Here is a 13,362-nt window from a genome sequence, read left to right as displayed (position 1 = left end):
ATGCTCGAACGCCTCATTGGGCTGTCCATCCGCCATCGCTGGCTGACGCTAGTGCTCACCGCTGCGCTGGTTGCGCTGGGCGTGTGGAGCTACCGTCACCTTTCCATTGACGCCACACCCGACATCACCAACGTCCAGGTCCAGATCAACACCCAGGCCCCGGGTTACTCGCCGCTGGAGGCCGAACAACGGGTCACCTTTGCCATCGAAACGGCCATGGCCGGTCTGCCCAAGCTGGACTACAGCCGCTCGCTGTCGCGCTACGGGCTTTCGCAGGTCACCGTCGTCTTCAAGGACGGCACCGACCTGTACTTTGCCCGCCAGCAGGTCGCCGAGCGCCTGCAGCAGATCGCCTCCCAGCTTCCCGAAGGGTTGGACCCGGAAATGGGGCCGATCTCCACCGGGTTGGGCGAGATCTTCATGTACACCGTGGAGGCCGAGCCCAACGCTCGCAAGCCCGACGGCACCCCGTACACGGCCACGGACCTGCGCACCCTGCAGGACTGGGTGATCCGGCCGCAGCTGCGCACCACGCCCGGCGTCACCGAGGTCAATACCATCGGCGGCTTCGAGCGGCAGATCCACATCACTCCCGATCCAGCTCAGTTGGTGGCGCTGGGCTTCACGTTGAACGACGTGGTCGCCGCGGTCATGCGCAACAACCAGAACATCGGCGCCGGCTACATCGAGCGCAACGGACAGCAGTTCCTGGTGCGCGTGCCGGGCCAGCTAGCCAATCTGGAGGCAATCGGCAACATCGTGCTGGACCGGCGCGATGGCGTGCCCATTCGGGTGCGCGACGTCGCTAGCGTGGGCGAAGGCAAGGAGCTGCGCACGGGCGCGGCCACCCAGAATGGCCACGAGGTCGTGGTCGGTACCGCCTTCATGTTGTTCGGCGCCAACAGCCGGGAAGTCTCCCAGGCGGCCGCGGCCAAGCTGGATGCCGCCAACGCCAGCCTGCCTGCCGGCGTCCATGCCAAGGCCGTCTATGACCGCACCGCGCTGGTGGATCGCACCATCGGCACGGTGTCCAAGAACCTGATCGAGGGCGCGCTGCTGGTGGTGGTGGTGCTGTTCCTGCTGCTGGGCAATGTGCGCGCCTCGTTGATCACCGCGGCGGTGATCCCGTTGGCGATGCTGTTCACCATCATCGGCATGGTGCGTGGCGGCGTGTCGGGCAACCTGATGAGCCTGGGCGCGCTGGACTTCGGCCTGATCGTGGACGGGGCGGTGATCATCATCGAGAACTGTCTGCGCCGGTTCGGCGAGGCGCAGCACGCGCTGGGCCGCCAGCTCAACGATGAAGAGCGCTATGACCTGACCGCCTCGGCCACCGCCGAGGTGATCCGTCCCAGCCTGTTTGGCCTGGGCATCATCGCCGCGGTCTACCTGCCGATCTTCGCGCTGTCCGGGGTAGAAGGAAAAATGTTCCACCCGATGGCGATCACGGTGGTGCTGGCCCTGACCGGCGCCATGGTGTTGTCGCTGACCTTCGTGCCGGCGGCGATCGCCAGCTTCCTGCGCGGCCGTGTGGCTGAGCACGACAACCGCCTGATGCGCTGGTCGCGTGCCCGTTATACGCCGCTGCTGGATTGGGCCCTGCGTCGGCGCGTGGTGGTGCTGGCCGGCGCGGCCGTGCTGGTGGTGGGCTGTGGCGTGCTGGCCACCCGCTTGGGTTCGGAGTTCGTGCCGAGCCTGGATGAGGGCGACATCACCTTGCAGCCCATGCGTATTCCCGGCACCAGCTTGGAGCAGTCGGTGGCCATGCAGGAAACGCTGGAGAAGCGCCTGGCCCAGTTCCCGGAGGTGGCCAACATCTTCTCAAAGATCGGCACCGCCGAGGTGGCCACCGATCCTATGCCGCCGTCGATGGCCGACACCTTCCTGATGCTCAAGCCCCGCGACCAGTGGCCCGACCCGCGCAAGCCCAAGGCCGAGCTGGTGGAAGAGCTGGAGGCGGCGGCCAAGGAAATCCCGGGCAGCAACTACGAGTTCACCCAGCCCATCCAGATGCGCACCAACGAGTTGATCTCCGGCGTCCGTTCGGACGTGGCGGTCAAGGTCTACGGCGACAACCTTGACCAGTTGACGCGCCTGGCCAGCCGGGTCGAGCGGGTCATGCGTAGCGTCCCCGGCGCCGAAGACGTCAAGGCCGAGCAGGTCTCCGGCCTGCCGCTGCTGACCATCACGCCAGATCCGGCGGCATTGGCACGGTATGGCCTGAACCCGGGCGATGTGCAGGAAACGGTGGCCACCGCCATTGGGGGCAGTGTTGCCGGCCAGTTGATCGAGGGCGACCGCCGCTTCGACCTGGTCGTGCGCCTGCCCGAAGCGCAGCGCCAAGACCCCGCTGTGCTGGCAGATCTGCCCATTCCGCTGCCGGCAAGCACCAGTGTCGATGAGTCCAGCCGTCTGGCCGCCGGCGCCAATGGGGGGCCTCGCACGGTGCCGCTGCGGGAAGTGGCGAAGATCCAGGTAGAGCGCGGGCCCAATCAGATCAACCGCGAGAACGGCAAGCGCCGCGTGGTGATCACCGCCAACGTGCGCGAGCGCGATCTGGGCGGGTTCGTCGGCGAGTTGCGCACACGCATCGGCCAGGATGCCGCGCTTCCAGAGGGCTACTGGATCGATTACGGCGGCACCTTCGAGCAGCTGATCTCGGCCACCCAACGCCTGGGCGTGGTCGTTCCGGTGACACTGGCGTTGATCTTCGCTCTGCTATTCATGGCCTTCGGCTCGGCCAAGGATGCGGCCATTGTGTTCAGTGGCGTGCCGCTGGCGCTGACCGGCGGTGTGCTGGCACTGGCTCTGCGCGGGATTCCGTTGTCGATCTCTGCCGGTGTGGGCTTCATCGCGCTGTCGGGCGTGGCCGTACTCAACGGGCTGGTCATGATCGCCTTCATCCGCCGTCTGCGCGAACAGGGCGATCCGCTAGACGACGCTGTGCGCGACGGCGCCCTTGGACGCCTGCGACCGGTGTTGATGACCGCCCTGGTAGCCTCGCTGGGCTTCCTACCCATGGCCTTGAATGTCGGTGCTGGCTCGGAAGTGCAGCGGCCGCTGGCCACTGTCGTCATCGGCGGCATCGTCTCATCCACCGCATTGACCTTGTTGGTGCTGCCGGTGCTCTATCGTTGGCTGCATCGCGACCGAGCTCCCCGCGCCGGTAGCACTGCTTTGGAGTCCCCATGAACGAGCTCAACCTGGAACAGGTCCGTGCGGCGATGTTTACCGACCCGGGCGTGAAAGCGGTGGACGACCTGCGCCTGGTCGCCGGTGAGCATGGCCGTGCGATCGCGGCCACCATCACGGTCGCGGCGCCCTCGGTCGACCTGGACCTGGTGCATGCTGTGATTGCCCAGGTCCTGGCCGATCAATTCGGCATCGATCAGATCATGCTGTGTTTCAACGACCCGGGCCCGGTACCGCCGCCGCCCACCGCGGCGCCGTTAAAGAAGATGTGATCGCAGCCCCTGGCTCTATGCGTCTGCGCTGGCAGGCGCATAGAGCTGATGACCCGGCAACGCGCACGCGCCGGCATACACAAAGGCCACGCTTTGCCGCGCCCGGGTGAAGGCCACGTAGTATTTCGGCGGCGCGGTGATACGCGCTGCATCGGCCGTGCGCAGGTACTGCGTCAACGGCCCGTTCGGAAAGATGAGGACCCGACTGTAGGTGCGGCCCTTGCACTGCCCAAAGTTCACCGCCGGCAGTCCGTCGCACGCCTGCCGCCGGTCATGCCGGAGCACGGTGGGGGCGAACTCCTGCATGTACGCGGCCACATCCCCTGGAGCGACGAGGTAGATGCCATCGTGTCCGGTGACCTCGCCATTGCCTGATTGGGTCCGCGGCATCTGCGGATAGAGCGTGTCAGCCATATCGCACAGGGCCTGGACGCAGCGCAGACTGGTGAGGCGGTGATCCAGCCGGCATAAGCCGTCGGCCTCCCAAATCTGAAACAGCGCTGCCAGATTCGGACCACGGTATTGGCTGTACCTTTGCGCATAGTTGGTGGCATACGTGGCTTGGCGCGTATCGCCTACCAACGTGATGGCAATCTCGCTCTTCAACAGCCGTTCGACCAGATCCAGATCAAAGCCGGCCAGATCCTGGACTTCGTCGATGTAGAGCTCGTCGTACATCGCCGCCAATCGCGCCACGACCTGGCCTTGGGTCAGCTCATCGCAGCGCACAGCGAAATCGGCCGCTCGGTCCGAATACATCCGGTTGCCCGCCAGGTAGTGGCGCGCCACCTGGGTGCGTGGGGCGCGGTTGTTGGTGACACCTTCTACGAACAGGATGGTCTCGATGCGAGGCTCAGGGCAAAGCGCAGCTTGGTACGGGCGAATGCACTGGCGCAGCAGAAAGCCATACCAGCTGTGCAAGGTGACATGCGCGGGGACCGCGCCTGCGTGGGCCTCAAACGAGCGCCGGATCTCTTCCAGGTTTTCCAGCGTGTAGGTGACAATCGCGATGCGGCGCCCAGGTCGCTCCAAGGCCTGCCGGACCAGCAACGTGGTCTTGCCCGAGCCGGCTGCCGAGAGCAGGACCCGGTTAGGTGATGGCACGCTGGACATAGTCCGGGAACCTGATCGAGTGCGGGCTATTGAAAATCGCCAAGGCCGTATCGGTCTTATGGCCCTTCATGTACTTGAGCAGCGCCACCTCATCGGCAAAGGCCTTGCCCAGCACGGTATTGAGTTCGGCCAGCGAGTTGGCTTTGATCAGCTGCTCTTCCAGCGAAGGGGCGCTCTCGTCGGAATCGTAATAGATCGCGTTGATGTGCTCGGCATAGCGCTCTTGCACAACTGCGATATCACCGTCGTTGTCGGTGATCACCTTGGCCTGAATCCTCAGTCGATCGGCAATCTGCAAGAAGCGTTTGAATGCCAACGACTTGACCGAAATGATGTCTACGCCGTGAGCCATCGGCGCCACGCCGTGATGGTCACTGTAGGCACGCTGCACGATCAGTTCGTCGGAAGGGCCTTCCACCAGGATCGCCTGCTTGGCCAGGATCAACCGCAGCGTGTCGTGGCCCGGCAGCTTCATGAAATAGTCGTGGGTATCGCTGGGCAGCTGGTCCAGCTTCATCTGGCCTTGCGCGCTGAACAGGATCACGTTGTCCACGCCCAGCTTGTTCAACACGAAGCTGCTGTGGGTGGCGATGATCACCTGCTGGGCGGTGGAGAGGGCCGCAATCTTGTCGATCAGCTGGGTCATGCTGGAATAGGACAGATGGTTCTCCGGCTCCTCGATCAGCAGCACGTGAGCCGCGCCGGCCGCGTGCATCGCCAGCTTCATCTTCACCGCGCTTTGCTCGCCCTTGCCGGCCTGGGTGAACGGGAGCTCATCCAGGTAGGGTGACAGGCTGGTTTCCCACGTTGAGCGCGGCGATGTGTCCACGCCTACCGTCAATGCCCTGTGGCTGATGTCCCCGGTGTGCTCGGTCAAGTAGGCATTGATCGCTGCCACATCCGCTTCTTCGGAAAAGCTCTGCCGCATGCGGCGGAAGCTCAGCGACAGCGAGACGCGCTGCGCAGGCGTCAGTGCCTGCTCGATGATGCCGGCGATATAGCGATCGGCACCGGACAAGGTCTTGATGCCGTGCGTGTCGATGATGGTCGAGTCGAACGGAATACTACGGGCGGTGACGCCATTGTTGGCGAAGGAGTACCAGCGCACCGTGTAGTACTCCACCGGCAGGCTGACCGCGCCCTGGTGCTGCTGCAGGTAGGCGTTGAACTCCTCGCGGTAGTCGTCGTTGAGCTCGACCAGCAGCCGGATGCCGGCGGTATCCAGACGCAGGGAGTTGTTGGTGCCGCGTAACGACGCCAGCGCGGCGTCGGCGCCCAAATAGGCTTCGATGGAGATCCGTGGCGGCGAGGCCGGCGTGCCCGTGGCAAGCGCTCCCAAGTACTCCTGCACCATGGGCTGGTGGAACAGGTAGGGCGTGAGCTCGTAGGCAAGATTGCGCCCATGCAGCTGGCCGGTGACCACCGCGTGGATGGCCTCCAGCAGGGTGGATTTACCGACCTCGTTGTCGCCCACCACCAGGTTCATGTGGGCATTGAGGGGCAGGTCCAGATGGCGAAACGACTTGAAGTTGTCGATGACGATACGTTCGATCGGCATGCACAGTCCTTTGATGGCCAACGGGCTCGGTGGCGGAGCCTGCCTGCACCCTGGCTGGCCTCCTTTCCGCTCTGGGCCATACTACCCAGCGATCGCCGGCCCTGGGCGGTTTCGTACTGCTTGGGACGCGGGGAAGGGTCAGAATCCGCCTTACGCGGGATAATTCAATATTATCCCGTATAACTATTTTCGCCGACGAGCGGTCGTCTACCTGCTTTAATAGTATGTAATTACATGGTATGTAATACATTACGAAATAAAGTGAGGTGGCACGATGGCGCGCGCAGGACTCTATAAGAGTGACATCCAGAAGGCGCGCGACGCGCTGCTGGCCCAAGGCAAGAAGCCGTCAGTCGACGCGGTGCGAGTGGCCTTGGGCAACACGGGCTCCAAGACCACGATCCACCGCTACTTGCGTGAACTGGAAGGAGAGGAAGGCGGCGGTCCGGCGAGGACGGTAGCCGTTAGTGATGCTTTGCAGGACTTGGTTGCGCGCTTGGCCTCGCGGCTCCAGGAGGAAGCAGAGGCCATCCTCACCCAGGAGCGTGAGCGCCATCAGGCTGAGCTCCACAGTCGGCAACAGGCGCTTTCCGGTGCCCAAGAGGAGGCTGCCGCCTTGAGCAGTCGGCTGCAGCGCACCGAAGCAAGCCTGCACCAAGAGCAAGCTGCTCACGCCCTCCTTCAACAGAATCTAGGTGACAGGATCGCGGAAATCGCCCAGTTGAACGAGCGCATCGCTGGCATGACGGTGCGGCTGGCTGATCATGAGGCGCATACGCGTTCTCTGGAGGACAAGCATGCCCATGCCCGGGAAGCGCTTGAGCACTACCGCACTTCAACCAAAGAGCAGCGTGAGCAAGAGCTTCGCCGTCACGAGCATCAGGTCCAAGAGCTGCAAGTAGCCTTACGTCAGGCCAATGAAGCCTTGGGCGCGAAGAATCAGGAGCTGTTGGTGCTGAACCGCGACAATGGTCAATGGCTGGAGCGCCACGGGCGGATTGAGCGTGAGCTTGCCCAGCTACGACAGGCCCACGAAGGCCAACACAGCGAGGTCGTGGCGTTGCGCCAGACCGCGACGGACTATTTGGCACTGCAGGAGCGCTGGAAGACTGACGCCAAGACCTTGGATACCATGCGCAACGAGCTAGCTCAAGTTCAAGACACCCTTGCGCGGGAGCGTGAGCGCCGCGAGAGCGCTGAAGCCGATGCGTTGCGTGCCAATGCACGTCTTGAAGCGCTAGAGCCTCTACTGAATCAACTGACGCCAGCACAAAATGCGGTGAAGAAAACTCGGCGCGGCCATGCGCAAGATGGGGGAGCCGACTGACGAGGCTGCTCGTTTGTCTGCTAGCGGCTGGGGTGGCGCTCACCTGTCCAGTACGCCCATTCCATAGGGACGACCCAATCTACAAACAGTTTGGCTACTGAGGACTCCGGTGCCAAATGATAGGGCTTGAACATGCCTTGCTCGGGCGAACTGGTCATCAGGTAGCGCAGGCGCTTCTGGACCTCCTGAAAGATGGCTTCCCGCACATGGGCGCTGTCGTGCACGCCAAGACGCATCGCCACCGAGGCACCTTGGCGTACCGCCGCCCAGCAGCAGTAACGCCACCGCGCGATCGGCAAGCCCCGCGGTCCGGATTGAAAGACGAACCCCACATCACGTGCCCAGCCTAGGTCGAAGTGATGTTTGAGCAATTGCTGCTCCAGAAACTGCTCGGTCTCCCAGAGTGCAAGTTCATCCCACAGCTCCAGTTTCGCGTCCGCCAAGTCTACATCGTGTGCCATATCGCCGAGTTGGTCTTCCAGCACCGGGAGCAGGTGCCTGCGCTCGTGGGTAGACCAGGCGAAAGCCCATTGCAGATCTTCGATGGGCGTGACCTCGGCATCGGGGCGGATCTGCCATCGATCCGCTGGCCAGGGAACTTGGATCAAGGCCAAGTCTCGCAGCGTGTCCAGCACCAGCAAGGTGGAGCGGCGTGTGGGCGCCACCGGTAGGCGTCGTAGCTGCGCGGCTAACAGTGCGGCTAGGAAAAGGGTGCCACGAAGGCCCAACTCCTCGATGCTGGCGACCCCAGATGGCGTCATTGACGAGGTTCCGGGCATGCGGTTTCCGGGGATGAGGGAGCGGCGTGGCTCCTGGGGGGGGGGGGGGGGGCGGCGCTACCGGTGTCGCCGGTTGCCTCAAAGCTAAGAATATCTTAGTATGCAAGGCAGGGTACATCCGCCATCCTTATGGGGTCTCTATGGGGTGCGCGCGTGACTTTGTCCGTCGACTCAACACCGACCTTCGCTCGACGCCTCAAACAAGCCCGCCTGCACACGGGTTTGTCGCAGAAGGAGTTGGGCATCCGGGCCGGTCTGGATCCTCACGTGGCCAGCCCCCGAATCAACCAGTACGAGCGTGGCAAGCACGAGCCCATGCTGGAGATTGCTGAGCGGTTGGCCCAAGCGTTGGGGATCCCCGCCGCCTTCCTTTACACCGACGATGATCTGCTGGCCAAGTTGCTCCTGCGCTGGGGCTCGCTAAGCAAGCAGCAGAAGCGCGAGTTGGTGAAGCTGATCGAGGCCACGCCCGAGAAGTAAACCGAACAAGCGCTCGCCCTATGGGCAACTCTTCGCCTCAACCCGCCCTTTGGGCGCTTCTGGAGGGAGCTGCAGTGTCCGCGGCTAGTGCGACTGACAAGTCGCGACATCTCAGGCTTACTTGAGATTTTGTTCACGACCGATACACACGCGCCTTGTCTAAAGTGATATACCATGTCGCCCGTGTCAGCCTCCTCACTTCTACTGCGACTGTTCCTGATCACCATGCTCGTGCTTAACGGCGCGTGGTCGGCGTTTGCGTCCGTCAGTATGAACCCGGTCATGGAAGAGCAGGCCAGCGAAGTGGCTGCCGCGGTGCAAGTCGACGAAGACTGCTTCGCCCATCACAGTGCTGAGCATCATCCCGATGCCACATCGATTGAAAAGGCTGGCACTGGGCATGGCGACCATGCCGGTCCCGACTGTTGCAAGTCTTCTGCGTGCCGGTGCGCCTGCGTACACGCTTGCGCGAGCGCACTTCCTGCGCGCCTGCATGTTTCGGTGCAACTGGCCTTGGGCCTGGATGTCATGCCGCTGCCCCTAGGGCATGCGGCACCTGCCTTGCCTCATCTGATCCGACCACCGATCGGCTAAGCGTCCCTAGGCGCCGCAATGGCGCCGTTGGTGTGGCTTGCATGCCTGTTTAGGCCAGCCGCCCGCTCTGTACCACCGCCCGCCGGTGGCAACACGACGCTTGGAGCATTTTCATGTCGCATGATGATTTTCGTGGTCCACGCGGTGGACCCCTGCTGCCTTCGCGGCGGCGATTTGTCCAAGGCTTGGCCTTGGGAGGCGCAGTCGCAGGATTAGGTTTCTGGCCCAAAGCCAGTTGGGCGCTCAAGGGGCCGGGACAACCCAACGTACTATCGGGCACTGAGTTTGACCTGACCATTGGCGAGACGCCGATGAACTTCACCGGCAAGACCCGCACCGCGATCACGGTCAACGGGTCCGTTCCGGCGCCGTTGCTGCGGTGGCGGGAAGGCACCACGGTCAACTTGCGCGTCTCTAATGCATTGCCCGCTAACTCCATCCATGGCGCGGACACCTCCATCCATTGGCACGGCATCATTTTGCCGGCCAACATGGACGGCGTGCCGGGTCTGAGCTTTGACGGTATCGGACGTGGTGAGACCTACCACTACCGGTTCACCCTGCATCAGGGCGGAACCTACTGGTACCACAGCCACTCAGGGTTCCAGGAACAAGCCGGGCTCTATGGCCCGATCGTCATCGACCCATTGGAGCCGGAGCCCTTCAGTTTCGATCGCGACTACGTCGTGATGCTGAGCGATTGGACAGACCTGGACCCGACGGCCCTGTTCGATCGTTTGAAGAAGATGCCGGGCCATGACAATTACTACAAGCGCACGGTCGGCGATTTTGCGCGCGATGTGAAGCGCAACGGCCTGTCGGCCACGTTGGAAGATCGCAAGATGTGGGGCGTGATGCGGATGACGCCCACGGACCTGTCCGACGTCAACGCCAACACCTACACCTACCTGATGAACGGCACGACCTCACTGGGCAACTGGACCGGTTTGTTCCGCAGTGGCGAGAAGGTGCGCCTGCGTTTCATCAATGGCTCTGCCATGACGTACTTCGATGTGCGTATTCCGGGGCTGAAGATGACCGTGGTGGCGGCAGATGGCTTGTATGTCCATCCGGTTTCCGTCGACGAGTTCCGCATCGCGGTAGCAGAAACCTTCGATGTGATCGTGGAGCCCTCCGGGCAGGACGCATTCACCATCTTTGCCCAAGACTCCGGTCGCACCGGCTACATCAGCGGCACGCTCGCTGTGCGCGAAGGATTACGCGCGCCCGTTCCGTCTGTGGATCCCCGGCCGCTGCTGACGATGGCAGACATGGGCATGGATCATGGGTCGATGGATATGTCTGGCGGCAGCAAGGGCATGGAAGGCGGCTGTGGTGCGGCCATGGGCATGCCTGGCATGACCCCACCTGTCAGCGGTAACGCGACCTCGGCCCATGCAGGCCATGCGATGCCCGCCGCCGGCGATGGTGCCATGGCAGGCATGCAGCACGGGGGCATGCAATCACACCCTGCTAGCGAGACCAACAATCCCCTGTTGGACAACCAAGCCATGAGCGTGAGTTCGCGCTTGGATGATCCGGGCAATGGCCTGCGCGATAACGGCCGTCATGTGCTGACGTATTCCATGCTCAAGAGCACCTTTGAAGACCCTGACGGACGCGACCCCGGTCGCGAGATCGAGCTGCATCTGACCGGACACATGGAGAAATTCTCCTGGGGCTTCAACGGTCAGAAGTTTTCCGATGTCGAGCCGCTGCGGCTGAACTACGGCGAGCGTATGCGCATCGTATTGGTTAACGACACGATGATGACCCATCCCATCCATTTGCACGGCATGTGGAGTGACGTGGAGGACGACAACGGCAACTTCATGGTGCGCAAGCACACGGTGGATATGCCGCCAGGTAGCCGACGCACGTATCGCGTGCGTGCCGATGCGTTGGGCAGCTGGGCGTTCCATTGCCACCTGCTTTATCACATGGAAGCCGGAATGATGCGCACGGTGAGGGTCGACGAATGAACATCAATAGACGCGATACCACCCTGACTGCGCTGACGGCTATCTCGCTGGCCCTGGCCAATGCGGCCAGCGCCCAATCTATGCAGCACGGCTCCATGCAGATGGAGCAGGGCGCGCAGACCCAGACTCAGGATCACTCTGCACATCAGGCACCGACATCAAAACCTGCGCCAGCCCAAAAGCCTGCAACACCGGCCAAGACGAGCGAAGCGACGATCGATCATGCGGCGATGGGCCACGCCGAGCCGCAGGCTAACGCAGCCGAGCCTGCCATGCAGGGCATGGACCATTCGCAGATGGGGCACGGCTCGCCCGCGAGCACACCTGCGGCGCCCACAGCGCAGGCGCAGTCGATGCAGGGCATGGATCACAGTCAGATGGCACAGCCCGCTGCAGCCGACACCTCCGGCACGGCCACGCCTGCGATGCAGGGGATGGACCATTCGCAGATGGGCCATGATTCGCCCGCGCCCGCTACACCAGAAGCGGGAATGCAATCGATGGAGGGCATGGACCACAGTCAGATGGGACACGGGCCTGCAGCGCCAACGCAGCCGCGCACCCCGATTCCCGCGGTGACGGACGCGGATCGCAAGGCGGCCATCGCGCCGGAACACGCGCATCCGGTGCATGACAACTCGATCAAGAGCTACGTGCTGCTCAATCGCCTGGAAACCTGGGATGCCGATCCGGGCACCGGGCTGGGCTGGGAGGGCCAGGGCTGGATCGGTACGGACCTCAATCGCGTCTGGCTCCGCAGTGAAGGCGAACGCACGGATGGTCAGACCGAGTCGGCTGATCTGGAAGTGCTTTACGGCCGCAGTATCTCCACGTGGTGGGATGTGGTGGCCGGTGTGCGGCATGACTTCAAGCCTGGGGCATCGCAGAACTTCGCCGCTATCGGTGTGCAGGGCTTGGCGCCGATGAAGTTCGAAGTGTCCGCCACAGCCTATCTCGGCGAAGGGGGCCAGACTGCCGCCAATGTCGAGGCCGAGTACGAATTGCTGCTAACCAACCGGCTGATCTTGCAGCCGCTGGTGGAAGTCACCGCCTATGGCAAGAACGATCCATTGCGCGGGATAGGTTCGGGTCTGAGTGCCGCTGAGGCGGGGCTACGACTTCGCTATGAGTTCACCCGAAAGTTCGCTCCCTACATCGGCGTGGTGTACGAGCGCGCGTTTGGCAATACCGCAGACATGCGACGCGAGCATGGCGAGTCCTTTGAAGACACGCGCTTGGTCATCGGCCTTCGTACCTGGTTCTAAGGGGAACTGACAATGAAATCCAACAAAAAGATGTGGGTATGGCTCGGTGCCGGCGTGGCATTGGTTGCGGTGGTCGCAACCGCCACGGTCTCTCTGGGCGTGTACAACGTGGCCGCCGACGATCCGCATAGTCGCCCGGTGTATGCGCTACTTGAAACGGCGCGCGAGCGTTCCATTGAGGTGCGCGCCGCCAAGCTTCAGCTACCCACGAACCTTGATGATCCTGAGCGTATCCGCCAGGGTGCGGGCAACTACAACGCCATGTGCGTGACCTGCCATCTTTCACCAGACGCGGCGGCCACCGAGATGAGCAAGGGCCTGTACCCCGCGCCACCGAACCTAAGCAAACAGCCGGTCGCTCCAGCTGAGGCGTTCTGGGTGATCAAGCACGGCATCAAGGCCAGCGGCATGCCCGCTTGGGGCGGCAGCATGGACGATGAGTTCATATGGAACATGTCGGCCTTCCTGCAGAAGTTGCCCACGCTGGACGCGACTGCGTACAAGGAACTTGTCGACAGCAGCGAGGGCCATTCGCATGGCGGCGGCGAGACGCAAGGCCACCATGACGACGAAAAGGCCGAGGATCACCCTGCCTTATTCGAGCCGGGCAACAACTCCATGCCGCATGCGCACCCGCCGGGCGTGGACGACGATCACCACGGCCCGACACCCAGCGACACGGAAGTCGGGTTGGTGAGCCACGGCCATCCCGACGGCAAGGTGGAGTCGCACCCTGCACCACACACGCCCGTGGCCGATGACGGCCATGCGCACACCCATTGATCTCCTTGGAGCCCACG

The 13,362-nt window shown here is 63.0% G+C and carries 11 protein-coding genes; 8 read left to right on the top strand and 3 right to left on the bottom strand.

Going from position 1 to position 13,362, the window contains the following annotated elements; all coding sequences use genetic code 11:
• The gene (locus tag ACZK4Z_RS11170) at nt 1-3,192 is read left to right on the top strand and encodes an efflux RND transporter permease subunit (protein WP_021201905.1); all 3,192 of its coding nucleotides are present in this window, start codon (nt 1-3) and stop codon (nt 3,190-3,192) included.
• The gene (locus ACZK4Z_RS11165; RefSeq protein WP_019184735.1) at nt 3,189-3,464 is read left to right on the top strand and encodes a hypothetical protein; all 276 of its coding nucleotides are present in this window, start codon (nt 3,189-3,191) and stop codon (nt 3,462-3,464) included. Before ACZK4Z_RS11170 ends, ACZK4Z_RS11165 begins: the two co-directional genes overlap by 4 nt.
• A gap of 15 nt (nt 3,465-3,479) precedes the next feature.
• On the opposite strand, the gene ACZK4Z_RS11160 is transcribed toward ACZK4Z_RS11165, so the two are convergent.
• Nucleotides 3,480-4,577, bottom strand: a complete 1,098-nt coding sequence (locus tag ACZK4Z_RS11160; protein ID WP_012480224.1) for a UvrD-helicase domain-containing protein — start codon at nt 4,575-4,577, stop codon at nt 3,480-3,482.
• The gene (locus tag ACZK4Z_RS11155) at nt 4,555-6,135 is read right to left on the bottom strand and encodes an ATP-dependent nuclease (RefSeq protein WP_021201904.1); all 1,581 of its coding nucleotides are present in this window, start codon (nt 6,133-6,135) and stop codon (nt 4,555-4,557) included. The genes ACZK4Z_RS11160 and ACZK4Z_RS11155 overlap by 23 nt, the downstream gene beginning before the upstream one ends.
• Nucleotides 6,136-6,409: 274 nt before the next feature.
• On the opposite strand from ACZK4Z_RS11155, the gene ACZK4Z_RS11150 reads away from it, so the two are divergent.
• Entirely contained in the window at nt 6,410-7,462 is a 1,053-nt protein-coding gene (locus ACZK4Z_RS11150; protein ID WP_024956871.1) for a DNA-binding protein, read from the top strand.
• A 20-nt stretch (nt 7,463-7,482) separates the two neighbouring features.
• Here the strand turns inward: ACZK4Z_RS11150 and ACZK4Z_RS11145 are convergent, their stop codons facing one another.
• Nucleotides 7,483-8,241 (bottom strand): hypothetical protein, encoded by a 759-nt coding sequence (locus tag ACZK4Z_RS11145; protein WP_478451532.1) that lies wholly within the window; start codon nt 8,239-8,241, stop codon nt 7,483-7,485.
• A 129-nt stretch (nt 8,242-8,370) separates the two neighbouring features.
• Between ACZK4Z_RS11145 and ACZK4Z_RS11140 the strand changes: the two genes are divergently transcribed.
• From ACZK4Z_RS11140 to ACZK4Z_RS11120, 5 genes are all read left to right on the top strand, one after another.
• Nucleotides 8,371-8,721: a helix-turn-helix domain-containing protein gene (locus tag ACZK4Z_RS11140; protein ID WP_197577765.1), complete on the top strand. Its 351-nt coding sequence runs from the start codon at nt 8,371-8,373 to the stop codon at nt 8,719-8,721.
• Between the two features lie 174 nt (nt 8,722-8,895).
• A complete protein-coding gene (copL, locus tag ACZK4Z_RS11135) occupies nt 8,896-9,315 on the top strand; it encodes a transcriptional regulator CopL (protein ID WP_076738343.1) in 420 nt (139 codons plus the stop codon).
• A 113-nt stretch (nt 9,316-9,428) separates the two neighbouring features.
• Complete coding sequence (locus ACZK4Z_RS11130) at nt 9,429-11,297, top strand: copper resistance system multicopper oxidase (RefSeq protein ID WP_012480217.1); 1,869 nt, start codon at nt 9,429-9,431, stop codon at nt 11,295-11,297.
• A complete protein-coding gene (locus ACZK4Z_RS11125; RefSeq protein WP_005413421.1) occupies nt 11,294-12,562 on the top strand; it encodes a copper-binding protein CopB in 1,269 nt (422 codons plus the stop codon). Before ACZK4Z_RS11130 ends, ACZK4Z_RS11125 begins: the two co-directional genes overlap by 4 nt.
• A 12-nt stretch (nt 12,563-12,574) precedes the next feature.
• Nucleotides 12,575-13,345 carry a c-type cytochrome gene (locus ACZK4Z_RS11120; protein ID WP_012480216.1) on the top strand — a complete coding sequence of 257 codons (771 nt, stop codon included), beginning with the start codon at nt 12,575-12,577 and terminating at the stop codon, nt 13,343-13,345.
• Nucleotides 13,346-13,362 lie beyond the last annotated feature (17 nt).

Source organism: Stenotrophomonas sp. 71799_Sma, from assembly GCF_056482505.1.
Note: the sequence above shows the minus strand (reverse complement) of the source record. Positions and strands in the feature narration are given on the sequence as shown.

Coding starts and splice junctions, on each gene's coding strand:
- ACZK4Z_RS11170 (WP_021201905.1), top strand. CDS start 1: ATGCTCGAACGCCTCATTGGGCTGTCCATCCGCCATCGCTGGCTGACG.
- ACZK4Z_RS11165 (WP_019184735.1), top strand. CDS start 3,189: ATGAACGAGCTCAACCTGGAACAGGTCCGTGCGGCGATGTTTACCGAC.
- ACZK4Z_RS11160 (WP_012480224.1), bottom strand. CDS start 4,577: ATGTCCAGCGTGCCATCACCTAACCGGGTCCTGCTCTCGGCAGCCGGC.
- ACZK4Z_RS11155 (WP_021201904.1), bottom strand. CDS start 6,135: ATGCCGATCGAACGTATCGTCATCGACAACTTCAAGTCGTTTCGCCAT.
- ACZK4Z_RS11150 (WP_024956871.1), top strand. CDS start 6,410: ATGGCGCGCGCAGGACTCTATAAGAGTGACATCCAGAAGGCGCGCGAC.
- ACZK4Z_RS11145 (WP_478451532.1), bottom strand. CDS start 8,241: ATGCCCGGAACCTCGTCAATGACGCCATCTGGGGTCGCCAGCATCGAG.
- ACZK4Z_RS11140 (WP_197577765.1), top strand. CDS start 8,371: ATGGGGTCTCTATGGGGTGCGCGCGTGACTTTGTCCGTCGACTCAACA.
- copL (WP_076738343.1), top strand. CDS start 8,896: ATGTCGCCCGTGTCAGCCTCCTCACTTCTACTGCGACTGTTCCTGATC.
- ACZK4Z_RS11130 (WP_012480217.1), top strand. CDS start 9,429: ATGTCGCATGATGATTTTCGTGGTCCACGCGGTGGACCCCTGCTGCCT.
- ACZK4Z_RS11125 (WP_005413421.1), top strand. CDS start 11,294: ATGAACATCAATAGACGCGATACCACCCTGACTGCGCTGACGGCTATC.
- ACZK4Z_RS11120 (WP_012480216.1), top strand. CDS start 12,575: ATGAAATCCAACAAAAAGATGTGGGTATGGCTCGGTGCCGGCGTGGCA.